The 24,454-nt window shown below is 75.2% G+C and carries 21 protein-coding genes; 12 read left to right on the top strand and 9 right to left on the bottom strand.

All coding sequences use genetic code 11. The features are described from left to right. Positions 1 to 104: 104 nt before the first annotated feature. Positions 105 to 1,337: an arginine deiminase gene (locus tag LPA54_RS02920; protein ID WP_228973469.1), complete on the top strand. Its 1,233-nt coding sequence runs from the start codon at positions 105 to 107 to the stop codon at positions 1,335 to 1,337. 278 nt (positions 1,338 to 1,615) lie between these two features. Continuing rightward, on the top strand, positions 1,616 to 2,635 hold the full coding sequence (argF, locus tag LPA54_RS02925) for an ornithine carbamoyltransferase (protein WP_228973470.1): 1,020 nt from the start codon (positions 1,616 to 1,618) through the stop codon (positions 2,633 to 2,635). A 14-nt stretch (positions 2,636 to 2,649) separates the two neighbouring features. On the opposite strand, the gene LPA54_RS02930 is transcribed toward argF, so the two are convergent. After that, positions 2,650 to 4,041, bottom strand: a complete 1,392-nt coding sequence (locus LPA54_RS02930; RefSeq protein WP_228973471.1) for an aminopeptidase P family protein — start codon at positions 4,039 to 4,041, stop codon at positions 2,650 to 2,652. Between the two features lie 200 nt (positions 4,042 to 4,241). Between LPA54_RS02930 and LPA54_RS02935 the strand changes: the two genes are divergently transcribed. The 7 genes from LPA54_RS02935 to LPA54_RS02965 all read left to right on the top strand — a co-directional run bounded on the left by LPA54_RS02935 (position 4,242) and on the right by LPA54_RS02965 (position 12,556). Beyond that, positions 4,242 to 6,674 carry a collagenase gene (locus LPA54_RS02935; protein ID WP_228973472.1) on the top strand — a complete coding sequence of 811 codons (2,433 nt, stop codon included), beginning with the start codon at positions 4,242 to 4,244 and terminating at the stop codon, positions 6,672 to 6,674. Between the two features lie 56 nt (positions 6,675 to 6,730). Then, entirely contained in the window at positions 6,731 to 7,933 is a 1,203-nt protein-coding gene (locus LPA54_RS02940) for an FAD-binding oxidoreductase (protein ID WP_228973473.1), read from the top strand. Positions 7,934 to 8,085: 152 nt separating this feature from the next. After that, positions 8,086 to 8,406 (top strand): (2Fe-2S)-binding protein, encoded by a 321-nt coding sequence (locus LPA54_RS02945; protein WP_228973474.1) that lies wholly within the window; start codon positions 8,086 to 8,088, stop codon positions 8,404 to 8,406. Then, a complete protein-coding gene (locus LPA54_RS42590; RefSeq protein WP_228973475.1) occupies positions 8,390 to 9,904 on the top strand; it encodes an NAD(P)/FAD-dependent oxidoreductase in 1,515 nt (504 codons plus the stop codon). The genes LPA54_RS02945 and LPA54_RS42590 overlap by 17 nt, the downstream gene beginning before the upstream one ends. 14 nt (positions 9,905 to 9,918) lie before the next feature. Next, complete coding sequence (locus LPA54_RS02955; protein WP_228973476.1) at positions 9,919 to 10,812, top strand: dihydrodipicolinate synthase family protein; 894 nt, start codon at positions 9,919 to 9,921, stop codon at positions 10,810 to 10,812. A gap of 20 nt (positions 10,813 to 10,832) precedes the next feature. Then, a complete protein-coding gene (locus LPA54_RS02960) occupies positions 10,833 to 11,834 on the top strand; it encodes a proline racemase family protein (protein ID WP_228973477.1) in 1,002 nt (333 codons plus the stop codon). Between the two features lie 50 nt (positions 11,835 to 11,884). Beyond that, complete coding sequence (locus tag LPA54_RS02965; RefSeq protein WP_228973478.1) at positions 11,885 to 12,556, top strand: GntR family transcriptional regulator; 672 nt, start codon at positions 11,885 to 11,887, stop codon at positions 12,554 to 12,556. 216 nt (positions 12,557 to 12,772) lie between these two features. On the opposite strand, the gene LPA54_RS02970 is transcribed toward LPA54_RS02965, so the two are convergent. The 8 genes from LPA54_RS02970 to LPA54_RS03005 all read right to left on the bottom strand — a co-directional run bounded on the left by LPA54_RS02970 (position 12,773) and on the right by LPA54_RS03005 (position 20,613). After that, positions 12,773 to 13,711, bottom strand: a complete 939-nt coding sequence (locus LPA54_RS02970; protein WP_228973479.1) for a M56 family metallopeptidase — start codon at positions 13,709 to 13,711, stop codon at positions 12,773 to 12,775. 3 nt (positions 13,712 to 13,714) lie between these two features. After that, positions 13,715 to 14,110 carry a VOC family protein gene (locus LPA54_RS02975; protein WP_228973480.1) on the bottom strand — a complete coding sequence of 132 codons (396 nt, stop codon included), beginning with the start codon at positions 14,108 to 14,110 and terminating at the stop codon, positions 13,715 to 13,717. A 32-nt stretch (positions 14,111 to 14,142) separates the two neighbouring features. After that, complete coding sequence (locus LPA54_RS02980) at positions 14,143 to 15,669, bottom strand: NAD(P)/FAD-dependent oxidoreductase (protein ID WP_228973481.1); 1,527 nt, start codon at positions 15,667 to 15,669, stop codon at positions 14,143 to 14,145. Positions 15,670 to 15,851: 182 nt separating this feature from the next. Beyond that, the gene (locus LPA54_RS02985; RefSeq protein WP_228973482.1) at positions 15,852 to 17,486 is read right to left on the bottom strand and encodes a cytochrome bc complex cytochrome b subunit; all 1,635 of its coding nucleotides are present in this window, start codon (positions 17,484 to 17,486) and stop codon (positions 15,852 to 15,854) included. 73 nt (positions 17,487 to 17,559) lie between these two features. After that, the gene (locus LPA54_RS02990; RefSeq protein WP_228973483.1) at positions 17,560 to 18,795 is read right to left on the bottom strand and encodes an FAD-dependent monooxygenase; all 1,236 of its coding nucleotides are present in this window, start codon (positions 18,793 to 18,795) and stop codon (positions 17,560 to 17,562) included. A gap of 310 nt (positions 18,796 to 19,105) precedes the next feature. Continuing rightward, complete coding sequence (locus LPA54_RS02995; protein WP_228973484.1) at positions 19,106 to 19,456, bottom strand: DUF3099 domain-containing protein; 351 nt, start codon at positions 19,454 to 19,456, stop codon at positions 19,106 to 19,108. A 126-nt stretch (positions 19,457 to 19,582) separates the two neighbouring features. Then, complete coding sequence (locus LPA54_RS03000; protein WP_228973485.1) at positions 19,583 to 20,230, bottom strand: SRPBCC family protein; 648 nt, start codon at positions 20,228 to 20,230, stop codon at positions 19,583 to 19,585. Next, a complete protein-coding gene (locus tag LPA54_RS03005) occupies positions 20,227 to 20,613 on the bottom strand; it encodes a helix-turn-helix transcriptional regulator (protein WP_228973486.1) in 387 nt (128 codons plus the stop codon). The genes LPA54_RS03000 and LPA54_RS03005 overlap by 4 nt, the downstream gene beginning before the upstream one ends. Before the next feature lie 559 nt (positions 20,614 to 21,172). Between LPA54_RS03005 and LPA54_RS03010 the strand changes: the two genes are divergently transcribed. From LPA54_RS03010 to LPA54_RS03020, 3 genes are all read left to right on the top strand, one after another. Further along, the gene (locus LPA54_RS03010; RefSeq protein WP_228973487.1) at positions 21,173 to 22,327 is read left to right on the top strand and encodes a ParB N-terminal domain-containing protein; all 1,155 of its coding nucleotides are present in this window, start codon (positions 21,173 to 21,175) and stop codon (positions 22,325 to 22,327) included. Positions 22,328 to 22,663: 336 nt separating this feature from the next. Beyond that, positions 22,664 to 23,152 (top strand): PhzA/PhzB family protein, encoded by a 489-nt coding sequence (locus tag LPA54_RS03015; protein WP_228973488.1) that lies wholly within the window; start codon positions 22,664 to 22,666, stop codon positions 23,150 to 23,152. Positions 23,153 to 23,253: 101 nt separating this feature from the next. Further along, on the top strand, positions 23,254 to 24,429 hold the full coding sequence (locus tag LPA54_RS03020; protein ID WP_228973489.1) for a 3-deoxy-7-phosphoheptulonate synthase: 1,176 nt from the start codon (positions 23,254 to 23,256) through the stop codon (positions 24,427 to 24,429). Positions 24,430 to 24,454: the final 25 nt, after the last annotated feature.

Raw genomic sequence — 24,454 nt, forward strand, 5'->3', positions numbered from 1 at the left:
CGCACCGCGACGCCCGGCACGCACGCTCGTGCCGCCGGGCGGGCCCACCGCGGCGTCACCACCCTGTCGGTGTGTCGGGCGGTCCGCTCGGCAAGGATGGGGGGATGGGATTCCACGTCGACTCCGAGACCGGGCGGCTGCGCCGCGTCATCCTCCACCGCCCGGACCTGGAGCTCAAGCGCCTGACCCCCAGCAACAAGGACGCCCTCCTCTTCGACGACGTCCTGTGGGTGCGCCGCGCCCGCCAGGAGCACGACGGGTTCGCCGACGTGCTGGCCGACCGGGGCGTCGAGGTGCACCTCTTCGGCGACCTGCTGCGCGAGTCGCTCGAACTGCCCGCCGCGCGGGAGCTCGTCCTGGACCGGGTCTTCGACGAGAAGGAGTACGGCCCCCTCGCCACCGACCGCCTGCGCTCCGCCTTCGACGCGATGGAGACGCCGCGCCTGGTCGAGGCGCTGGTGGGCGGCGTGACGAAGCGGGAGTACCTCGCCGCCCACGCCGAGCCGACCTCCGTCCGCTTCCACGTCATGGACCTGGACGACTTCCTCCTGCCGCCCCTGCCGAACCACCTCTTCACCCGCGACACGTCCACGTGGATCTACGACGGCGTGTCTATCAACCCGATGCGCTGGCCGGCGCGGCAGCGCGAGACGGTGCACTTCGAGGCCATCTACAAGCACCACCCGCTCTTCACGGGCCCCGACGCGGGAACGTTCCACCACTGGTCCGAGGGGCAGGACGACTACCCGTCCACCATCGAGGGCGGCGACGTGCTGGTGATGGGGAACGGCGCGGTGCTCATCGGCATGAGCGAGCGCACCACGCCGCAGGCGGTGGAGATGCTCGCCCGGGGGCTCTTCGCCGCCGGGTCCGCGCACACGATCGTGGCGCTGGACATGCCGAAGAGGCGGGCGTTCATGCACCTGGACACGGTGATGACGATGGTCGCGCCCGACACCTTCACCCAGTACGCGGGGCTGGGCATGCTCCGCTCGTACACGATCGAACCGGGGGAGGGCGGGCAGGCACTGAAGGTCGGCGACCACCCGCCGGAGCACATGCACCGGGCGATAGCGGAGGCGCTCGGCCTGCCGTCGATCCGCGTGCTGACGGCCACCCAGGACGTGCACGCGGCGGAGCGGGAGCAGTGGGACGACGGCTGCAACGTGCTGGCCGTGGAGCCCGGCGTCGTCGTGGCGTACGAGCGGAACGTCACGACCAACACCCACCTGCGCCGCGAGGGCATCGAGGTGATCGAGATCCCCGGCAGCGAACTCGGCCGGGGCCGGGGCGGGCCGCGCTGCATGAGCTGCCCCATCGAGCGGGACGCCGCCTGACGGCCCGGGGCCCCGCAAGCCAGCGCCGGCCCGGGGCCCCGACCACGCGCCCACCCGCCCCGTGCCGTGGGCCGCCGGGCGCGCACCGGCGTCCTGCCACCCCCGCCGCCCGCGTGGCCCGCGCGAGCCGCCGGCGCGCGAGTGCCGCGCGGCCGTCCTAGGGTCTTACCCGTACGGCGCACCACCGGCTCCCCGGGAGCCGCCACCCCCTACCGTATAAGAATGTCGGGTGTCGTATACACTTCCAGTCTTTCCGTCGCCCGACCCCAGGAGCACCCATGGCCCTCGACCTCACCGGCCGCCACTTCGTCAAGGAGCTGGACCTCACCGCCGAGGAGTTCCGCGGCCTCGTCGACCTGGCCGCCCGGCTGAAGGCGGCCAAGAAGGCCGGTACCGAGGTGCGGGCACTGCGCGGCCGGAACATCGCGCTGATCTTCGAGAAGACCTCCACCCGCACCCGCTGCGCCTTCGAGGTGGCCGCCGCCGACCAGGGGGCCGCCACGACGTACCTGGACCCCTCCGGGTCGCAGATCGGGCACAAGGAGTCCGTCAAGGACACCGCCCGCGTCCTCGGCCGGATGTACGACGCCATCCAGTACCGCGGCGACAGCCAGGAGGCCGTCGAGGAGCTCGCGCTCCACGCGGGCGTCCCCGTCTACAACGGCCTCACCGACGCCTGGCACCCCACCCAGATGCTGGCCGACGTCCTCACCGTCACCGAGCACACCGACAAGCCCCTCGACCGGGTCGCGTTCGCCTACCTCGGCGACGCCCGCCACAACATGGGCAACTCCTACCTCGTCACCGGCGCCCTGCTGGGCATGGACGTCCGCGTCGTCGCCCCGCGCGCGTACTGGCCGGCCGAGGACGTCGTCGCCCACGCCCGCAAGCTCGCCGACGAGAGCGGCGCCCGGGTCACGCTCACCGAGGACGTCGCCGAGGGCGTCCGCGGCGCCGACTTCGTCGCCACCGACGTGTGGGTGTCGATGGGCGAGCCGAAGGAGGTGTGGGACGAGCGGATCGCCGCCCTCTCCCCGTACCGCGTGACCATGGAGGTGCTGCGCGCCACCGGGAACCCGGACGTCCGGTTCCTGCACTGCCTGCCCGCCTTCCACGACCTGGGCACCGCCGTCGGCCGCGAGATCCACGCGCGGCACGGCCTCACCGAACTGGAGGTCACCGACGAGGTCTTCGAGTCGGAGCACTCCGTCGTCTTCGACGAGGCCGAGAACCGCCTCCACACCATCAAGGCCGTGATGGTGGCCACCCTCGCCGGGGACGCCGGCCCGCACGCCTGACGAACGCCCGGCGCCTACCGGGCGTCGAGCAGGGCGCCCATCCACTCCTCGACGGCGTCCGGGGTGCGCGGCAGCGCCGAGGACATCAGGCGGGCGCCGTCGGCGGTGACGACGAGGTCGTCCTCGATGCGCACGCCCATGCCGCGCAGCTCGGGTGGGAGGGTGAGGTCGTCGGGCTGGAGGTACAGACCGGGTTCGACGGTCAGGACCTGCCCCTCCTCCAGGACCCCGTCGAGGTACGTCTCCGCCCGTGCCTGGGCGCAGTCGTGCACGTCGATGCCGAGCATGTGGCCGCTGCTGCACAGGGTGTAGCGCCGGTGCAGGTCGCCCTCGGCGTCCTTGAGCACGCCCCACTCGGCCAGCCCCTCGGCGACGACCCGCATCGCGGCGAGGTGGAAGTCGCGGAAGCGGGCGCCGGGGCGCAGCGCGGCGATGCCCGCCTCCTGGGCGGCGAGGACCAGTTCGTACACCCGGCGCTGGGCGGGGGAGAAGCGGCCGGAGAGGGGCAGGGTGCGGGTGATGTCGGCGGTGTACAGGGTGTCCGTCTCGACGCCCGCGTCCAGGAGCAGCAGCTGCGAGGGGTCCAGGGGGCCGTCGTTGCGCGTCCAGTGCAGGACGCAGGCGTGGGCGCCGGCGGCGGCGATCGTCTCGTACCCCGTGCCGTTGCCCTCGGCGCGGGCGCGCAGCCCGAAGACGCCCTCGACCCAGCGCTCGCCGCGCGGGTGGGCGAGGGCGCGGGGCAGGGCCCGGACGACGTCCTCGAAGCCGGCCGTCGTGTGGTCGACCGCCAGCTGGAGCTGCTCGACCTCCCAGGGGTCCTTGACGAGGCGCAGTTCGGCGAGGGCGGCGGCCAGCCGCGGGTCCGTCGACGGCTCGCGCCCCGGGGGGAGGGTGCCGCGCAGCTCGGCGAGGTCGGCGCAGCGGATGCCGGTGAGGCGCTCGGCCTCGTCGAGGTCGGGGCGGCGGCCCACCCAGAACTCGCCGTAGCGCCGGTCCCGGTAGAAGGCGCCGCCCTCGGGGCCGGTGTCGCCGGTGCGCGGCGAGCGGGGCCGCAGGTACAGGACGGCCTCGTGGTCGTGCGTGCCGGACGGCTCCATGACGAGGACGTGGCCCGGCTGGTCCTCGCCGGTGAGACCGGTGAGCCAGGCGTACGCGCTGTACGGGCGGAAGCGGTGGTCGCAGTCGTTGGAGCGGACGCGCAGTTCACCGGCGGGTATCACCAGCCGCTCGCCGGGGAAGCGGGCCGACAGTCTGGCCCGGCGCGCGGGCGTGACGGCCCGGGCGGTCACCCGGGCGTCGAGCGGCAGTGGCGAGGGCGCCCAGTCGCGGGCCATCGACCGGGCCAACTCGGTGGAGACGGACAGGTCGTGGCTGCCGGTGCGGGGGCGGGTGGGGGCGTCGGCCATCGGGGCTCCCGGAGGTTCGTCGCAACGGAGAAGAGCAGAGGGGTTGTCAGTGCAATTTCACATTACTATGTTACAGCTCACATTGCAGTGGCATGGCCGCCTCAAGCACATGGGCAACTCGCCGCTGCGGCAGGCCCGTCCACGCCCGGAGAGGGGGCGCGGACGGGCCCCACCACCCCCACACACCAGGAGCCGCAAAGGTGTTCCAGATCCCCCGACCGACCCGCCCCGCCGGGCGCAGACCCCTGCGCACCGGCCTCCTCGCCGCCGCCGTCACCGCGGCGCTGCTGGGCGGCACCGCCCCCCTCGCCCCCGCCGCAGCCGCCGAGGCCCCCGAGGCCGTCGCCGGTACCGCCGCGCTCCGGGCCCCCGCCCCCGCCGGGGCGGCCCGCGGCCCCGCGGGGCCGGACGGAGGCGACGAGGTGCTCCGCCTCGGCAGGGCCCCCGCGCCCGTCACCCCCGCCGCCGACGCCCCCGGTGACCGGCCCGCCGGCGGCCGCACCCCGGGCCCCGCCCCGACCGCCGGCCCCGGCGCCGGCTCGGCGCGTACCGCCCCCGCCGCACCGGCATCCGCTGCCGCTGCCGCGCCCGCCACCACCGCGGCGGGCGTCCCCTGCACCCTCGACGGCGTCACCCGCCTCGCCCCCGGCGCCTTCGCCGACTTCCTCGCCGACCCGGCCGTCACCGCCGACGGCTGCCTGCGCGGCCTGATCTGGACGTGGGACGCGCGCCTCGCGCCCGTCATGTCCGACGCCCACGTGCAGGCCGTCTCCCGGCGGATCACCGGCCTCGCCGCCGGGCACGACGGCACCAACTCCGGCCACCTGCTGGAGATGTTCACCTACCTCCACGCCGTCGTGTACCACGACTTCTCACGCACCGAGATCGACGTCACCGACGCGCCCACCGCCGAGACCATGCGGCGCGCCATCCACTACTTCGGCACCGCCGCCCGCACCTTCCGGGTCACCCGGACCAACGCCGAGACCCTCCGCGAGGCCCTCTACACCGGCAGCGCCCCGGGTCTGCGCCACTCCCAACTGGACCTGGTACGCAAGGTCCTGGCCACCATGGACCGGTACCACCCCGAGACCTCGGCCGACCCCTCCTGGGGCGGCGCCGTCCTCGCGGGCCTCTCCGTCAACTACCTGGGCCTGTACCCGGGCAACAACGACACGGCCTTCCGCACCCTCGTCGCCCGCAACGACGCCTACCGGGCCGCCTTCAGCGCCTTCGCGCGCCACACGCACCTCAAGGGCAAGCCCAACGAGTGGACCGTGCGCGACGCGCTCTCCGAGTACGGCCGCTTCGGCCAGGTGCCCTCCCTGCGCGACCGGATCACCACCGACCTCGGCGCGCTCCTCACGCCGGTGACCGCCGACTGGGGCCGCGGCAGCGCCCCGTGGGCGAAGCTCGCCTCCTGGCTCGACTACTACGGCGCCTGTGAGCCGTACGCCGTCTGCAAGGACGACATCGAGCGGCAGCTCTTCCCGCGGACCCACGCCTACGACAACGGCACCCTCAAGGTCCGCACCGCCCTGGACCGCGCCGTCGTCGACCAGCTGTACTACGCGAGCAAGCAGGTCAAGGCGCAGTTCCACCGGGTCCTCGGCACGGAGGCGGCCCTGACCGGCGACCCCAACACCGCTCTCAACGTCGTGCTGTACGCCTCCCGCGCCGACTACGAGAACTACCACCCGCTGCTGACCGGCATGGACACGAACAACGGCGGCATCTACATCGAGCGCGGCGCGACCTTCTACACCTACCAGCGGCGCGTGCCGCAGGACTCGCGGCTGACGCTGGAGGAGCTGTTCCGCCACGAGTACGTGCACTACCTGAACGGCCGGTTCGCCGTACCGGGCTTCTTCGGCGAGGGCCCCTGGTACCAGGGCGACCGCACCACCGCCATGGACGAGGGCACCGCCGAGTTCTTCGCCGGCGCCACCCGCGGCGAGGGCGTCGCGGTCCGCAAGTCCCTCGTGCAGGGCGTCATCGCCGACACCGCCGGCGGCGGCCCCCGCATGAGCGTCGACCGGATCCTGCACGCCACCTACGACGGCGACGGATTCCGCTTCTACAGCTACGCCGGCGTGCTCTTCGAGTACCTCTGGACCGAACGCCCGGCGCAGCTGCGGGAGATGTACCGGCACCTGCGCGCCGACGACCCCGCGGCCTTCGACGCCTGGCGCGGACGGCTGGCGCGCGACCCGGCCGTCCAGCAGGGGTACGACGCCTTCCTCGACCGGCAGATCGCGCGCGTCGCCGAGCTCTTCGTCCCGGACACCGCGTACGTCCCGAACGACCTGCTCCGCGAGACGACGGCCGACGCCGTGCGCACCGCCTTCGCCGGGGCGACCGGGGCCGACCCGCGCTGCACGGCCAACGGCGACACCGGGATGCCCCGGTTCGTCTGCTCGGGCCGCGTCACCGCCCGCCTGGACGACGCGGGCAGCGCCGACCGGGTCTTCCGGGACATGTCGGGGACGGTCGACCGCTTCCTCCTCGGCCGGGCCGCCCCCGCCTCGCCCAACCTCGCCGACATGAACTGCTCCTTCGGCGAGGTGGAGGTGTGGGCCGACCGCACCGCCGGCAGCGCGGACTACACCTGCGAGGGTCCCCTACGCCGGTGACCCGATCACGGGTCTTGTGGGGCGTCAGTAGTATGTGAAATATTATTGACGTGCCCATGAGACACCCGGGACCGCAGCCGTCCCCGTCGCTCCCGTCACCGGACGCCGTGATCGTCGGCGCCGGAGTGGTCGGCGCCGCGTGCGCGTACTACGCCACCCGCGCCGGCCTCTCCGTCGCGGTCGTCGACCGCGGCCCCGTCGCCGGCGGCACCACCGGCGCCGGCGAGGGGAACCTCCTCGTCTCCGACAAGGAGGCGGGCCCCGAGCTCGACCTCGCCCGGCTGTCGATCCGGCTGTGGCGGGAACTCGCCGGACTCCTCCCACCACAGGACGCCATCGAGTACGAGCCCAAGGGCGGCCTCGTCATCGCACCCGACGAGGCCGCCCTCACCGCGCTCCGCGCCTTCGCCCGCGGCCAGCGCCGCGCCGGGGTCACGGCGCACGAGGTCCCCGCCGACGCCCTGCGCACCCTCGAACCGCACCTGGCGCCCGGCCTCGCCGGCGGCGTCCACTACCCCGCCGACGCCCAGGTCCAGCCCGCCCGCGCCGCCGCCGCCCTGCTGCGCGCCGCCCGCCGCGGCGGCGCCGTGCTGCGGCTCGGCGAGGAGGTGACCGCCGTCCTCACCGGCCCCGGCGGCGCTGTCCGCGGCGTCCGCACGGCGCGCGGCGACCTCCACGCCCCCGCCGTCGTCAACGCCACCGGCACCTGGGGCGGCCGGTTCGCCGCACTCGCCGGCACCCACCTGCCCGTCCTGCCCCGCCGCGGGTTCGTCCTCGTCACCGAGCCGCTCCCGCCGGGCAGCGTCCGCCACAAGGTGTACGCCGCCGGCTACGTCACCGACGTCGCGAGCGACTCCGCCGCCCTCCAGTCGTCGGCGGTGGTCGAGAGCACCCCGGCCGGGCCGGTCCTCATCGGCGCCACCCGCGAACGCGTCGGCTTCGACCGGACCCTGTCCACCCCGGCCCTGCGCCGCCTCGCCGCCCAGGCCACGGCGCTGTTCCCGACCCTGGCGGACGTCCACGCGATCCGCGCGTACTGCGGCTTCCGGCCCTACCTGCCCGACCACCTGCCCGCCGTCGGACCGGACCCGCGCGTCCCCGGGCTCCACCACGCGTGCGGCCACGAAGGCGCCGGCATCGGCCTCGCCCCGGCGACGGGCCTCCTCGTCGCCGCCGCGCTCACGGGTGCCGAGCCGCCCCTGGACCCGACGCCGTTCCGCCCCGACCGCTTCCCACCGGGCCCCCCGCACCCGTCATGACCCGCCCCCGCCCCGCCCCCGCCGTCCCGCCGCCACCCCGTCCCGCCGCCACCCCCGGCCGTCCGCCCCGCCGGAGCCTCCGTCCGCCGGACCGTCCCGCCGCCCGGCCCCGCGCACACCCGCACACCCGTACTCCCTCCAGGAGCCGCCCCATGGCCCGCGCCCCGCGCGACCCGCTCGGCCTCGTCCGCGCCGAGCCCAGGGAGCCGTACCCCTTCACCTTCGACGGCCGCGAGCTGACCGCGCTCCCCGGGCAGAGCCTCGCCGCCGCCCTGTGGGCGGCCGGGATCCTGTCGTGGCGCACCACCCGCCGCGGCGGGGCCCCGCGCGGCGCGTTCTGCGGGATCGGCACCTGCCACGACTGCCTCGCCACCGTCAACGGCCGCCCCAACCAGCGGGCCTGCCTCGTGCCGGTACGCCCCGGGGACACCGTCACCACCCAGGAGGGCAGCGGCCGTGACACCCTGCGCTGACGTCGCCGTCGTCGGGGCCGGGCCCGCCGGGCTCGCCGCCGCCGTCACCGCCGCCGACCTCGGCCTGCGCGTCACCCTGCTCGACGCGGGCGAACGGCCGGGCGGCCAGTACTACCGCCACCCCGCGCCCGGCCTCGGCGCCACCCGCCCGCAGGCCCTCCACCACGGCTGGCGCCGCTTCGCCACCCTGGCCCGCCGCCTGGACGCCCACCGCAGGACCGGCCGCGTCGCCTGGCTCGCCGCCCACCACGTGTGGACGGCCCTACGCGACGCCGACACCACCTGGCGGCTGCACGCCGTCGCCGGACCCGAGGGCGCGCCGGCCACGGTGACCGCCCGCGCGCTCCTCCTCGCCACCGGCGCGTACGAGCGCCAACTGCCCTTCCCGGGCTGGACCCTGCCCGGCGTCGTGGGCGCGGGCGGCGCCCAGGCCATGCTCAAGTCCGGCCTCGTCCTGCCCGGCACGGGGGGTTCCCCCGCGCGAGCCGAGCCGGGAGCTCGGGTACGGGTCGTCGTCGCCGGCAGCGGGCCCCTGCTGCTCGCCGTCGCCGGGTCGCTCGCCGCCGCCGGCGCCCGCGTCCCGGCCGTCGTCGAGGCCGCCGACTACACCGCGTACGCCCGCGACCTGCCCGCCCTGCTGCGCAACCCGGGGAAGCTCGCCGAGGGCGCCCGCCACGGCGGCGCCCTCCTGCGCGGCGCGACCCGCCTGCTCACCCGGCACGCCGTCACCGCGGCCCACGGCACCGACCGCGTCGAGGCCGTCACCCTCACCCGCCTCGACCACGCGTGGCGGCCCGTGCCCGGCACCGCCCGCCGCGTCCCGTGCGACGCGCTCGCCGTCGGCCACGGCCTCGTCCCCCAACTGGAACTCGCCACCGGCCTCGGCTGCGCCACCCGCCGCACCCCCGACGGCACGCCCGCCCTCGACCTCGACGCCGACCAGGCCACGTCCGTGCCCGGCGTCTGGGCCGCGGGGGAGACCGGCGGCGTCGGCGGCGCGGACCTCGCCCTCACCGAGGGCGAGATCGCCGCCGCGGCCCTCGCCCGCGCGCTGCGCGGCACCCCCGCCGACCCGCGCCGCACCGCCGTCCTCACCCGCCGCCGGGCCCGCCTGCGCGCCTTCGCCGACGCGATGGCCGCCGCCCACCGCCCCGGCCCCGGCTGGGCCGACTGGCTCGACGGGGCCACCGAGGTCTGCCGCTGCGAGGAGGTGACGGCCGCGCAGGTCCGCGAGGCCGTCACCGACCTCGGCGCCCGCGACGCCCGCACCGTCAAGCTGCTCACCCGCGCCGGGATGGGCTGGTGCCAGGGCCGCGTCTGCGGCCAGGCCGTCGCCCTCCTCGCCGGGGAGGCGCCGGCACCCGACCGGCGCCCGCTCTCCTGCCCCGTACCCCTCGGCCACCTGGCCGCCCTGCCCGATCCGACCGCGCCCACCACCCTGCCCGACCGGTGCGACCCGTCCCCGCCGGGGCCGGCCGCCGAGCACCCCACCACCTGACGAGGAGCCTTTCCATGACCCGCACCAAGCCCTGGCACGGCATCATGGTCGCCACCGCGCTGCCCCTGCGCGACGACCTCTCCGTCGACTACGACGCCTACGCCGCGCACGTCGCCCGCCTGATCGCCGACGGCTGCGACGGCGTCGTCCCCAACGGCTCGCTCGGCGAGTACCAGACCCTCACCGACGAGGAGCGTGACCGCGTGGTCCGCGTCGCCGTCGAGGCGGCCGGCGACGGCGCGCGCGTCATGCCCGGCGTCTCCGCCTACGGCGCCGCCGAGGCCCGCCGCTGGGCCGAGCACGCCGCCGAGCAGGGCTGCGGCTCCGTCCTCCTCCTGCCGCCCAACGCCTACCGGGCCGACGACGCGACCGTCCGCGCCCACTACGCCGAGGCGGCCCGCGCCGGCGTCCCCGTCGTCGCGTACAACAACCCCCACGACACCAAGGTCGACCTCACCCCCGGACTGCTCGCCCGGATGCACGCCGACGGGCACGTCGTCGCCGTCAAGGAGTTCAGCGGCGACGTCCGCCGCGCCTACGAACTGGCCGAGCTCGCCCCCGACCTCGACCTCCTCGTCGGCGCCGACGACGTCCTCCTCGAACTCGCCCTCGCCGGCGCCGTCGGCTGGATCGCCGGCTACCCCAACGCCCTGCCCGGCGCCTGCGCCGCCCTCTACCGGGCGGCCGTCGCCCAGGACCTGGACCTCGCCCTGCCGCTCTACCGGGCCCTGCACCCGCTGCTGCGCTGGGACTCCAGGACCGAGTTCGTCCAGGCCATCAAGTTGTCGATGGACATCGCCGGCCGCCCCGGCGGCCCCACCCGCCCGCCGCGCTTCCCGCTCACCGAGGCGCAGACGGCCGCCGTCCGCGCCGCCACCGAGAAGGCCCTCGCCGAGGGCCTCGACTGACCGCCGGAGGACCCGCTGCGATGCGTACCCGACACGTCTTCCACGCCGTCGACTCGCACACCGAGGGCATGCCCACCCGGGTGGTCACCGGCGGGGTCGGGGTCCTCCCCGGCGCCACCATGGCCGAGCGCCGCCGCCACCTCGTCGAGGAGCTCGACCACCTGCGCACCCTCCTGATGTACGAACCGCGCGGCCACGCCGCGATGAGCGGCGCCCTCCTGCAACCGCCCACCCGCCCCGACGCCGACTACGGGGTGCTGTACATCGAGGTGTCGGGGGCCCTGCCCATGTGCGGCCACGGCACGATCGGCGTCGCCACCGTCCTGGTCGAGACCGGCATGGTGACCGTCACCGAACCCGTCACCACCGTCCGACTCGACACCCCCGCCGGGCTGGTCACGGTGGACGTCCGGGTGGAGGACGGCGCCGCGAAGGCCGTCACCCTCACCAACGTCCCCGCGTTCGCCGTCGCCCTCGACCGCGAGGTGGAGGTGCCCGGCCACGGCACGGTCCGCTACGACCTGGCGTACGGCGGCAACTTCTACGCCTTCGTCGACCTCGACCGTCTCGGCCTGCCCTTCGACCGGGCCCGCCGCGACGACCTCCTCGCGGCCGGACTCGCCGTGATGCGCGCCGTGAACGCCACGGACCGCCCCGTCCACCCGGAGGACCCGGCCATCGGCGGCCTCAAGCACGTGTACCTGGCCGCCCCCGGCTCCGACGCGGCGCACTCGCGGCACGCGATGGCGATCCACCCGGGCTGGTTCGACCGCTCGCCCTGCGGCACCGGCACGTCCGCGCGCATGGCCCAGCTCCACGCGCGCGGCGCGCTGCCGCTCGGCCGGGACTTCGTCAACGAGTCGTTCATCGGCACCCGGTTCACCGGCAGGCTCGTCGGGGAGACCACCGTCGGCGGCCTGCCCGCCGTCGTCCCCACCGTCACGGGGCGGGCGTGGATCACCGGCACGGCCCAGTACTACCTGGACCCCGACGATCCCTTCCCGGCGGGTTTCCTACTCTGAGGTGCCCGCGAAACGAACCCACGCACCACAGCAGCCCCGGAGGTAGTCCCATGGGTGGCCATCTGAAGCAACCCCACCTCATCACCGCGCAGGAGCGCCTGCGCGACCAGGTGGCCCACGCCCTGCGCGCCGCCCTCATCTCCGGTGAGCTCCAGCCGGGTCTCGTCTACTCGGCCCCGGCCCTCGCGGCGGACTTCGGCATCTCCGCCACCCCCGTGCGCGAGGCGATGCTCGACCTGGCCCGCGAGGGCCTGGTCGAGCCCGTCCGCAACAAGGGCTTCCGCGTCACCGAGGTCAGCGAGCACGACCTCGACCAGTACACCGAGCTGCGCGCGCTGATCGAGGTGCCGACCGTCGGCGCGGTGACGCGCTCCGCCGCCCCCGAGCAGCTGGAGGCGCTGCGTCCGGTCGCCGAGGAGATCGTGGCCTCCGCCCGCGACCACGACCTCATCGGCTACCTCGACGCCGACCGCCGCTTCCACCTCTCCCTGCTGGCGCTGCACGGCAACGACCGGCTGGTGGAGACCGTCGGCGAGCTGCGCAAGCGGGCCCGGCTGTACGGCCTGACCGCGCTGGACGAGCGAGGCATGCTCGTCGCCTCCGCCCGGGAGCACCTGGAGCTGCTCGACCTGATGCTCGCCGGGGACGCCCCGGCGGCGGAGGAGTGCATGGCCCGCCACCTCGGCCACGTGCGGTCCCTGTGGGCGGCCGAGGACCGCTGACCCGCCCGGTTCCCGGACGGGCCGGCGGGGGGCCCGGCCCGGCGGTGACGGCCGCTAGGGGGCGTCTCGCCGATCATGCCGGGCTCCCGGCGTCCGGTGCCGCGCCCCGCCGCGTTGTCGTCGGTCGCCGATGCTGCGCATCGGCTCCCTCCTCCGCCTTGCGATGCACGGCACCGGACGCCGCTCGCTGACCCGGCCTGATCGACGAGACACCCCCTAACCGTGGAGCGCGCCGATACCCGGCAGGAACGTGACGAGCAGCGGCACCGCGGGGACGAGCGCGCCGGTGACCGTGAGCCGCAGCCGCTGCCAGGGGGTGAGCCTCGGTGCCGCGGCCAGCAGCCGGTCGACGCGCTGCCGCGCCGGCGACAGAGGGGCCGGGCAGGGCCCGAACACGCCGCGGTGCTCGTTCAGTTCGACCAGGGCCAGGGCGATGGCGAGCCGGCCGTGGCGGCGGGACGCGCTGTCGTCGGCGGCCAGTTCCACCAGCCGGTGCACCTCGTCGCGGAAGGTGGCGAAGACCCGTACGCCCGGGAAGCCGTTGGCGAGCGCCGCCGAGCAGTGCAGCAGCCAGTCGTGGCGGGCCCGGGCGTGGCCCCGCTCGTGGGCGAGGACGGCGTCCAGCCGGTCGCCGCCCAGCCGCCGCAGGGCGGCGGTGGTGACGAGCAGCCGGGGCCGGCCGCCGGGGAGCCACGCGGCGTGCGGACGCGGGTCCTCCAGCACGGTGAGCGGCGCTCCGCCCGCCTCCGCCTCGCCGGGCAGCAGCGGCGCGCGGTGCGTCAGCCCGGCCCGCAGGTGCCGGCGGCGGGCGCGGGCCCCGAGGACCTCCCGGGCGAGCATGGCGGCCGTCCAGACGCCGCCGACGGCGAGCACCCCGGCCGTCGCGGCCGCCCACGCGTCACCGGCGCCCAGGCCGTACGCCGCCACCGCCGCGGGGGCGGGGGAGAAGAGGGGGCCGCGGACCGCGTGCCAGGCGGCCGCCGCGCTCAGCGCCATCGACAGGGCGCAGCACAGCAGCACCGCCCCCACCACGCACTGCCACACCCACAGCGCGACGACGGGTTCGCGGTCCAGCCACCGGGCGCGGGCGAGCGCGCGGGGCCCGGCGGCGGCGATCAGCACGCCGAGCGCGAGCAGGGCGACGGCGACGGTCATGGTTCAGCGGCCCCGTTCCGTCAGCCCGTACAGGTGTCCGTCGGTGCCGACGAGCTGCGCCCACCGGCTGCCCGCCCGCCAGGGCGCCTCCTGCGGCTCCACCAGGAACCGCACGCCGCGGGCGCGGAGTTCGGCGTGGGTCGCGTCGAGGTCTTCGCAGTCGAACCAGCCGTGCGCCATCCGCCCCGCCCGTTCGTGCAGCGCCTCCAGCAGGGCCGGCTCGACGGCGGCGAGCGCCACGCACGTGTGCGCGTGCGGCGGCCGGACCTCGACCCAGCGCCGGCCGTCGCCGTACGGGACGTCCGCGGCGAGCTCGAAGCCGAGCGTCCCCGTGAGGAAGTCCCGGGTCCGCTCCACGTCGGTGACGTAGAGCACGGACAGGCGCGGGTTGGTGATCAATGCGGGCCCTTTCCTCGGCGCCGGCGCCTGACTCAGCGGCCGGACAGGTGCGTGGGGGAGGAGCCGGGGACCCGGCTCCGCGGTGCGTCGGCGGTGGACGCGCCGACCGAGGGCGCGGCGGCCAGCGGGGGCCGCCGCCGTCGCACCCCCCGTCCGTGCGTGGTGCTGGGCGCGTCGAACGCCGCGGGACGCCCGCCCCGCAGCGCCGCCGCGACGACCCGCGGGCGCAGGCACGCCGCCGGGGTGGCGCTCAGGTGGGCCACTTCGAGGGTGGCGGTGGCGGCGGCCGGGCTGACGGAGGCGGCCAGGGCCACCCGGTCGAGGTAGCGCCGGGCGAGCCGCGCGGCCGGGCCCGGCGGGTCGACGTCGGCGACCGCGCAGGGGAACGCGAGGTCCGCGGCGGTCGCCGTCCGCCAGGCCCCGTCCACCTGCCGGGCCAGCGCGTGACGGAGCCGGTAGGCGACGCCGACCGTGCTGCCGTGGCTGCGCAGCATGGCGTCGAGGAGGACGGCGCACTGCGCGGCGACGGTCAACCCGTGCCCGTGGACGGGGTGGAACACCGCGAGCGCGTCGCCCATGACGAGGAACTGGTCGGGCAGGCGGCGGGTCCACTCGTAGCGCCGCCACCGGTTCTCGGTGCGGTTCGAGCGGTAGACCGGCCCGAGGGGCGTGGCGCTCTCCACGACCTCCCGCAGCAGCGGGTGGCGCAGCCGGCCGAGGGCGAGCAGGAGGTCGGCGTGCCCGGCCGGGGCGTGGGCCGACCCGTTCTCCGCGTACGAGACCATCCACTTCCCCCGGGCCAGCGGGGTGAGCGCCCCGTGCCGCGGGTTGTCCGGTGTGGCGGTGAGCAGCAGGCCCTTCCAGTCGACGACGTGGCCGACGGGCGGGGCGTAGACGGCGGTGGAGTAGCTCGCGCCCGCGTCGACGACGGACTCCCGGGGCGGTTCGTACCCCAGCTCGCGCAGCCACTGGGGCGCGGCGGAGGCGTAGCCGGAGGCGTCCACCACGAACTCGGCGCGCAGCAGCCGCGGTACGCCGGTGGGGCCGGTGTCGTCGCCGGCCCGGCGCAGGACCACGCCGGTGACGGTGTCGTTGCGGCCGCCCTCCAGGCCGACCACCTCGTGCTGCTGGAGGAAGCGGACCTTCCGGTCGGCGTGCAGCCGGTTGCGGACCACCGTGTCGAGGACGTCGCGGGAGCCGGCCAGGACGGCCAGGCCGCTGTCGAAGCGGGGCAGCCAGCCGCCCGGCCCGTACAGCAGGACGTCCCTCGGGACGTGGACGAGGCTCATGCCCGCGGCGAGGAGCTCCCCGGTGACGCCGGGGAAGAGCTGTTCCAGGGCGCGCAGCCCGGTGCCGGTCAGGGTGTGGGTGTGGCGGGACTGGGACACGCCGGGGCGCCACCTGGGGCCGCGCGGCAGCCGGTCGCGTTCGATGACCGTGACGCGGTCCATGTGGTCCACGAGCGCCCGCGCCGCGGTCAGTCCGGCGAAACCGGACCCGATCACGACGGCGTGGCCGTCACCGGTGTCGGGGCCGCGCGAAGTGGGGTCGAGGCTCATGTGCTGGCCCTCCTGGGTGCGTGGGAAGCATCGGGGCTCCGCTCGCGGAAGTGGTCCGGCGCCCGCGCGGGGCGCCGGCGCCGGCCGGCGGCAGCGGTCGCGGCCCCGCCGGGCCGGCGGCACGTCAGGCGTCCCGCCGGTCCGGTCGGCGGGACGGGTCCGGACCGGCGGGAGGGGTGACGCTAGTGGTGGCCGTGGCCGCTGGTGAGTTCCCGGTACTCCTCCGCGGTCACCTTCGGGATCTGGTTGCCCTCGCCGAAGTAGCCCTTGGAGAGCCTGGCCCGCAGCTTCTCCTTGCGGGTGGGCTTGCGCTCCACGCCGTTCTCGTCGACCGCCGGGGCGAGCGCCGCGACCGTGTACTGCTCGTGCGCGGTGAGCCGGTGCAGCTGGGCCTGGCTGAGCGCCTCGTGGACCTCGACGAACTCGCCGTGCGGCAGCCGCTTGATGATGCCCGTCTCCCGGCCGTGCAGCACCTTGTCGCGGTCGCGGCGCTGGAGGCCCAGGCAGATCCGTTTCGTGACGATGAAGACCAGGGGCGGCACCACGAAGAAGCCGATCCGCACGAACCAGGTGATCGCGTTGATGGAGAGGTGGAAGTACGTGGCGACGATGTCGTTGCCGCCGCCGATCATCAGCACGAAGTACCAGCTGATCCAGGCCGCGCCGAACGCCGTCCGCGTCGGGACGTTGCGGGGCCGGTCCAGGAGGTGGTGTTCGCGCTTGTCGCCGGTGAGCCACGACTCGAAGAACGGGTACACCGCGAGGACGCCCGGCACGATCACGAGCAGCAGCATCGGGACGAGCACGCCGAAGTTGAGGGTGTGCCCGGTCGGCAGCACCCACTCCCAGGCGGGCATGGCCCGGACCGCTCCCTCGGTGAAGCCCATGTACCAGTCGGGTTGCGCGCCGGTGGAGACGTGGTCCGGCCGGTAGGGGCCCACCGCCCACACGGGGTTGATGGTGAACGCGCCGGCGATGACCGCGATGACGCCGAAGACCAGGAAGAAGAAGCCGCCGGCCTTCGCCATGTACACCGGCATGAACGGCATGCCCACGACGTTGTTGTTGGTGCGCCCCGCCCCCGCGTACTGGGTGTGCTTGTGGTGGAAGACGAGGATCAGGTGGGCGACCACGAGGGCGAGCATGATGCCCGGCAGCAGCAGGATGTGGATGGCGTAGAAGCGGGGGATGATGTCGGTCCCCGGGAACTCCCCGCCGAAGACGAACATCTGGAGGTACGTCCCGACCACCGGCACGGCGAGGATCGCGCCCTCGACGAACCGCACGCCGGTGCCGGAGAGCAGGTCGTCGGGGAGCGAGTAGCCGGTGAACCCGGTGAACATGCCCAGGATGAACAGCAGGAAGCCGAAGAGCCAGTTGACCTCGCGCGGCTTGCGGAACGCGCCGGTGAAGAAGACGCGCATCATGTGCACGAACATGCCGGCCAGGAAGATCAGGGCCGCCCAGTGGTGGATCTGCCGGATCAGCAGACCGCCGCGGACGTCGAAGCTGATGTCCAGGGTCGAGGCGTACGCCTCGGTCATCCGCACGCCCTGCATCGGCACGTACGAGCCGTGGTAGACGACCTCGTTCATGCTCGGGTGGAAGAAGAGCGTCAGGTAGACGCCCGTCAGGATGATGATGATGAAGCTGTAGAGGCAGACCTCGCCCAGCATGAAGGACCAGTGGTCCGGGAAGATCTTGCGCATGTTGGTCTTGGCCAGGGAGTAGATCCCGAGCCGGCCGTCCGCCCAGTCGGCGACCCGCTCACCGGCGGGCGCCTTCCCCCGGCGGGGTTGTTCCGTGGTGGTACTCATCCGCGCTCCCAGAAGGTTGTCGACACCGGTCCGCGGCGGGCACCGCGGGGCCGGCAGGGCCGAAGTACCCGGGTCAACCGGGGGTGTTCCGCCGTTCCACCGTCGCCCGGTAGCGGGTCGTCACCGCCGCGAGCGTCGCGGTCTTGTCCCGGTCGGGACGTCTCACCATGGCCCGTTCGGCCCGGTCCATGTCCCGGTTGGCCTGCACGATCGCCGTGGTGGCGGGACGCCGCGCCGCCTCGTAGCGGTCCAGCGCGGTGACCGGGTCACCGTGCGCGGCGAGTTCCGCGGCGAGCGCCGCGGCGTCGAGGATCGCCTGCGAGGCGCCGTTCGCACCGATGGGGTACATCGGGTGGGCGGCGTCGCCGAGCAGCGTCACCCGGCCCTCGCCCCACCGCGGCAGCGGGTCCCGGTCCACCATCGGGTAGCGCAGGATGTGCTCGCTGCGGGCGAGCACCTGGCGCAGGTCGAGCCAGGGGAAGTCCCAGTGCGCCAGGTGGGGCAGGACGTCGTCGGCACCGCCCGGCCGGGTCGGGGAGCCGTCGCCGGCCGGGTCGCCGCCCGTCGGGTCGCCGCCCTTCGGGTCCTGCACCAGGCACACCCAGTTGAGCAGGGCCTTCCCGCGCCGGGCGTGCCGTGCCGAGACCGGGTAGGCGACCAGCCGGGTGGCCTGCTCGTCGGAGGCCACGATCATGGTGCGGCCGTCGAGGAAGCCGTCCAGTTCGGCCAGGCCGCGCCACATCTGCACCCCGCCGGTGGACAGGGGCGGCCCGTCGGGGTGGAGCCCGGCGCGCACCGCGGAGTGCAGCCCGTCGGCGCCCACGAGCACCCGCGCCTCCAGCTCCGGTCCGGTGGCGCCGCCCCGGCCCCGCACGCGGGCGAGGACGCCGCCGTCGACCTGCTCGAACCCGGCGAGCCTGCCGCCGGTGCGCACGGCGTCGTCGCCGAGCCGGTCGCGCACCGCGGCGAGCAGCATCATCTGCAGGTCGCCGCGGTGGATGGAGTACTGCGGGCACGGGTGCCCGGCGGCCACGCCGCGCGGCTCGTTCCACAGGGTCGCGCCGAGCTGGTCGACGTAGAGGTGCTCGCGGGTGGCGATGCCGGTGTCCGCCAGCTCCCCGCCCAGACCGAGGGCGGTGAGTTCGGCGATGGCGGCGGGCTGGATGTTGATGCCGACGCCGAGCGGCCGGATCTCCTCGGCGGCCTCCAGCACGGTCGCGCGGATGCCCCGCGCGTGCAGCGCCAGGGCGGCCGTGAGCCCTCCGATGCCGGCCCCGGCGATCAGTATGTCTGCGGTGGGGTTCGCCATGGTGACGTGTGCGCTCCCTGCGGTTCGGTTCGTGGAACGTGGGGACGGCGGTGCGTCGACATGGGTACGCCCCGCTGACCGGGATCAGCGGGGCGTACCCATGTCGTCCCGTGGCCCTGTGCCCTGGTGAGCCCGGAGTGCCGGAAGAAGGGAAGAAGGAGGTCGTGGTGCGGGCGTGACGGGTGATCCAGGCTAGCAGCGGGGACACACTCGGCGAGGGCGTGCAGAACGCGTAACTCTGCACACCAACAAGGGTGTTGCATGTCACGCGGGACCGCAGGACAGTGTCCGGGGCGGCGCCGGGCGGTGGTCACGGCGCGGTCCGTTCCCGCCCCGGCGCGCCCGCGCCGGGCTCGCCCGGCAGCAGTGCGGGGCGGACGGGCGGAAGCGGCGCGGTCACCCGGTCGAGCCCCGGCGGGGTCTCCCGGCCGGCGTTGGCCACCACCACCGCGACGTACGGCAGGACCACGCTCAACACCAGTGCCACCACGGCGACATGCCGCTCCGTGTTCCACAGGGCGGCCGCCACGACGACGGAGACCGTGCGCAGTGACATCGAGATCACGTAACGGCGTTGCCTGCCGCGTACGTCCTCCGCGAGGCCCTGGCGGGCCTGCGTGATCCGAAACACCTCTTGCTGCTTGCCGTTCCGCTTCCGCAACGCGGTCTCCCCCGCCCCCAGTCGTGCGCCGGGGCCGATTCCCCCGGACCGGATCTCCACGCCACGCTACGCCCGCGGGTCCTCGTGTTCGAGGGTCGGCGGGGGGCGTGCAAGTGAGGAAAGTGCTCAGTTGCACACCTCCGGCGCCACGCGGCGGAACGCCGTCTCCACGATCCCGGCGAGGTCGTCGGCGCGGATGCCCCAGACGGCCTGGCTGACGGCGCCCCAGGCCCGGCAGCTGCGCAGCGCGTACTCGCGGATCTGCGGCGCGTCCTCGCGCCGCACCGCTTCGACGTCCCGGCCCTGGAGGTGCTGGCCCAGCCCGAGGAGCGTCAGGTCCCAGCCCGCGCCGTTCGCGACCGCGCCGGCCGGTCCGCGGGTGCGCAGCAGTTCGTCGGCGACGTCGGCGCGCGAGGCGTGCCGCAGCTCCAGCAGCGTGCCGCCCGCCGGGTCCTCGGTGAGCCGCACCGCGACCTCCGTGACGGCCCCCTGCCCGTACTCCCACGTCGCCCTCAGGAGCCGCGGCCGGTCGCAGTGCAGCACCCGGCCCCGGGTGTGCCCGGCGACCTGGAAGACACCGCCGACCCGGAGGTCCCCGCTGACCGGGGCGAGCCAGCGGCGGATCCTGGCCGGATCCGTACACGCGCTCCACACCTCGTCGACCGGGGCGTCGTAGCTCCTGCGGAGGACCAGCGAGCGCCCCTCGCCCGCTCCCACCGGACCGTCGCTGATCTCCCGGTGGGCGGCGTTGATCTGGTCGAGGATTCCGCTCACAGCTCTTTCCCGTCGTCCGTCCGCGGCCCGCCACCCGGCGCCGCGGCTCCGTCCCCGTCGAGGCCCTCGCGCCGGCCCCGGACGAGTTCGGTACCGAGCGCGTCGAGGCGCTGCTCCCAGAACCGGCGGAAGTGGCCGAGCCAGTCGTCGATCTCCCGCAGGCGGTCGGGGGACACGGCGTAACGGCGGCGCGTCCCCTCGGGGTTGACGGTGGCGAAGCCGGTCTCCCGCAGGACCCGCAGGTGGTGGGAGACGGCGGGCTGGGAGATGCCGAACTCCCCGCGGATGGCCGTGCCGAGCTCGCCGGCCGACTGCTCGTCCCAGGCCAGCAGCTCCAGGATGCGCCGTCGCACCGGGTCGGCGAGGACCTCGAAGGCGTGCACGGCCCCAAAATATAGGCGGGCACTTATGTAAGAGAAGGTTGAATCAAGACACGTCCCGACCACCGGGGCGGACCCCGGCGGATCGGGCCTCGGGCCGACCGCCCCGGCCGGCGCCCCGGCGTTCCCGGGCCGCCCCGACGGCCCGACGGCCCGGCGAGCGGGAACGTCCGGGCCGCCCGGGAACGTCCGGTGATCGACGGGTTCACCGCCGGTCCCCCGGCCTCCCCACCAGCGCGGGCCGGTCGACCGGACGGGAGGAGGAGGGATTGTGACCGCGAAGGTCCTTGACTAGCGTTCTCGCGTGAAGTCAACGACGTGACCGACGAGTTCGACGAGACCGACGAGCCCACGGGGGGGCGACGCGTGCCGACCGTCGGTCGACGCACGCGGCTTCGGCGACGGTTCACCACCCGGTACACCCGCCGGCAGGAGCGGGGTCCGGGCGCCTTGCCGCCGGCGACGCGCGCACACCTCCGTGGAACAGAGCGCCCCACCGTCCGAGCCGCTCAGGCCAAGCCTGGGCGCGCAGTCGAGGGACCCACCGAGGAAGTTGCCGCCCGTGACACTCCACCCCGCACTCCCGCCGGACCGGATCGCGGAGAACCCCCTCCTCGACGCGCCCGACCGGCTCCGCGACCTGCCGTGCGAGATCGTCTCCATCGACGAGCTCATGCCCTCGCTCGCCCCGCGCGAACAGCGCGAGGACCCCTCCCACGTCCGCCTCCTCGCCGAGACCGGCGGCACCTGCGACCCCCTGCTCGTGCACCGGGCCACCATGCGGGTCATCGACGGCGCGCACCGGTTGAGGGCCGCCGTCATGCGGGGCCGCACCGCGGTCGAGGTCCAGTTCTTCGACGGCAGCGAGGAGGACGCCTTCGTCCTCGCCGTCCAACTCAACGTCCGGCACGGGCTGCCGCTGACCTTGGACGAGCGCCGGGCCGCCGCGGCCCGCGTCATCCGCAGCCACCCGCACTGGTCGGACCGCGTGGTGGCGCAGCGCACCGGCCTCAGCCCCAAGACCGTCGGCAAGGTCCGCGCGCGGGCCGGGGAGTACGCCGACGGGCCCGCCCGGCGCGTCGGCGGCGACGGGCGGGTGCGGCCGCTCAGCAGCGTCGAGGGCCGGCGCAGCGCCGCCGTCCTGCTCGCCGAGCACCCGGGGATGTCCCTCCGCGAGGTGGCCCGCAGGACGGGCCTGGCGGTGGGGACCGTACGGGACGTCAGGGACCGCCTGAACAAGGGCCGCGACGTCGTGCCCGACCGGTTGCGCGGCCCGGAGGACCGGCGCGGCGCCGACACGTGGCCGCCCGCAGCGGCGCCGCCCGGCGGCGCGCCGGCGTCCGGGGGTGCGTCCGGGGGTGCGGCCGGCGGGGCCCCGGCGCCCTCCGTACCGAGGGCCGGCGCCCGCCCGGTGGCGGCGCGGCCGCCGGCCGACCAGGCGGGCCGGGCGCGGGGCGAGGCCCGCGGGGCCCCGTTCGACCCCGCGACCGCCGTGCGCAGGCTCGCCCGGGACCCCGCGCTGCGCGCGACCGAGTCCGGCCGGCAGCTGCTGCGGATGCTCCTGGCGACCGAGCTGGCCCAGCCGCGGTGGGAGGAGATCGCCGAGGCGGTCCCCGCCCACTGCGTGCCGCTCGTCCGCGAGGTGCTCCTCAGGCGCTGCGAAGACCTGAGGAAACTCGCCGATTCGGTCCCGGGCGGCCCGGATTTCCCCCGATGAACACCCTTCTGACCCCTGGGCAATTCCACGCGGCAGTTGAACTCGGAGATTCCGGTTCATGTGCGCAGCCACAGCCTTGACACGCACGGGGTGGTCGTAAAAGCTAAGGATCGTCGCGGCTCGGGAAGTCGCCTCGGGGGATCGAAGAAAAGCGTCGACGCTCTGGTCGACGGGTCGGCCGGACAACGGACGGCCGCCATTCCTGCCGCCGGACGCGGCCGTATGCCGGATGGCCGCAGGCCGTGTTCCGCGTGCCGTCGGCGCACCCCCGCGAGGCGTTCCCGCCCGGCCGTGCCCCTTTCCGCCCCACCCGCCACGCGCAGTCGGAGGCCAGTCGTGTCCAACAGTGCCAACTTCCCGGGGACCGCCGAGGACGCTGAGCTCAGGAAGGTCAACCGGGCCACGGTCGAGACCTACATGAACACCCGCGGCGAGGACCGGCTGCGGCGCCACCTGCTCTTCACCGAGGACGGCGTCGGCGGCCTGTGGACCAACGACACCGGAGCGCCGATCGCCATCCGCGGCCGTGACCGCCTCGGCGAGCACGCGGTCTGGTCGCTGAAGTGCTTCCCCGACTGGGAATGGACGAACATCGAGATCTTCGAGACGCAGGACCCGAACTTCTTCTGGGTCGAGTGCGACGGCGCCGGCGCCATTCGCTTCCCCGGATATCCAGAGGGCCGGTACGAGAACCATTTCCTGCACTCCTTCCGCTTGGAGAACGGGAAGATCAAGCTGCAGCGGGAGTTCATGAACCCGTTCGAGCAGCTGCGTGCCCTCGGAATTCCCGTACCCGAGATCAAGCGTGAGGGAATTCCGACCTGACGGCGGTACGACCCGCCCACCACGCCCCGCCCCGCCGAGCCCCGCCACCGCCACCGCCGACGAGAACCGGCGCGCCAGTCGCCCTCGACCGATGGAGAACCGTGGACCACGTCATGCCCGAGATCGGGACGGCCACCGCGCCGCAGCAGCCCGAGTGGAGCGACACCGGCCAGGTCGAGCGCGTCGGCGAGGTGCTGGCGTCCCGCCCGCCGCTCGTCCGCGAGGCGGACGTGCGCACACTGCGCGCGCTCCTCGCGGAGGTGGCGGAGGGCCGGGCCCTCGTCGTGCAGGCCGGCGACTGCGCCGAGGACCCCGAGGAGTGCACCCCGGGCCACGTCGCCCGCAAGAGCGCCGCGCTCGACATCATGGCCGGAGCGCTGCGGATGCGCGCCCACGCGCCGGTGCTCCGGGTGGGCCGCATCGGCGGCCAGTTCGCCAAGCCCCGCTCCCGCGGCACGGAACGCGTCGGCGGGCTCACCCTGCCGGTCTTCCGCGGCCACATGGTGAACGGCCCGGAGCCGACGGCGGACAGCAGGCGGCCCGACCCGCTGCGCGTCCTCACCGGGTACATGGCGGCGAGCGACATCATGGACCACCTCGGCTGGCGCGGCCCGGCCCGCCGACCGGCCGCCGACCCGCCCGTGTGGACCAGCCACGAGGCGCTGCTCCTCGCGTACGAGATGCCCATGCTGCGCCGCGGCGCCGCGGGCGCGCTGTACCTCGGTTCCACGCACTGGCCCTGGATCGGGGAGCGGACCCGCCGCGCCGACGGCCCGCACGTCGCGCTCCTCGCCGCGGTGGCCAACCCCGTCGCGTGCAAGGTCGGCCCGACGACGTCGCCGGAGGAACTCGCCGCCCTCTGCGACCGGCTGGACCCGCAGCGGGAGCCGGGCCGCCTCACCCTCATCGCCCGGATGGGCGCCGACCTCGCCGCGGACCGGCTGCCGCGGCTAGTCGAGACGGCCAGGGCGGCGGGGCACCCGGCACTGTGGCTCTGCGACCCGATGCACGGCAACACCGTCACCACGCCGCAGGGCCGAAAGACCCGCCTGGTCGAGACCCTCCGGCGGGAGGTGCGCGCGTTCGTCGACGCGGTACGGGCGGCCGGGGGCGTCCCCGCGGGGCTGCACCTGGAGACGACGCCCGACGACGTCACCGAGTGCGCGGCCGACGCGGCGGACCTCGACCGGGTCGGCGACCGGTACACCTCCCACTGCGACCCGCGGCTCACGGTCGCGCAGGCGGCCTCGGTGATCTCGGCCTGGGACGCCGCCTGACGCCGCCTGACGCCGTCCGAGGCCG

The sequence above is a fragment of the Streptomyces sp. DH12 genome (assembly GCF_020873895.1).
Classification (GTDB): domain Bacteria; phylum Actinomycetota; class Actinomycetes; order Streptomycetales; family Streptomycetaceae; genus Streptomyces.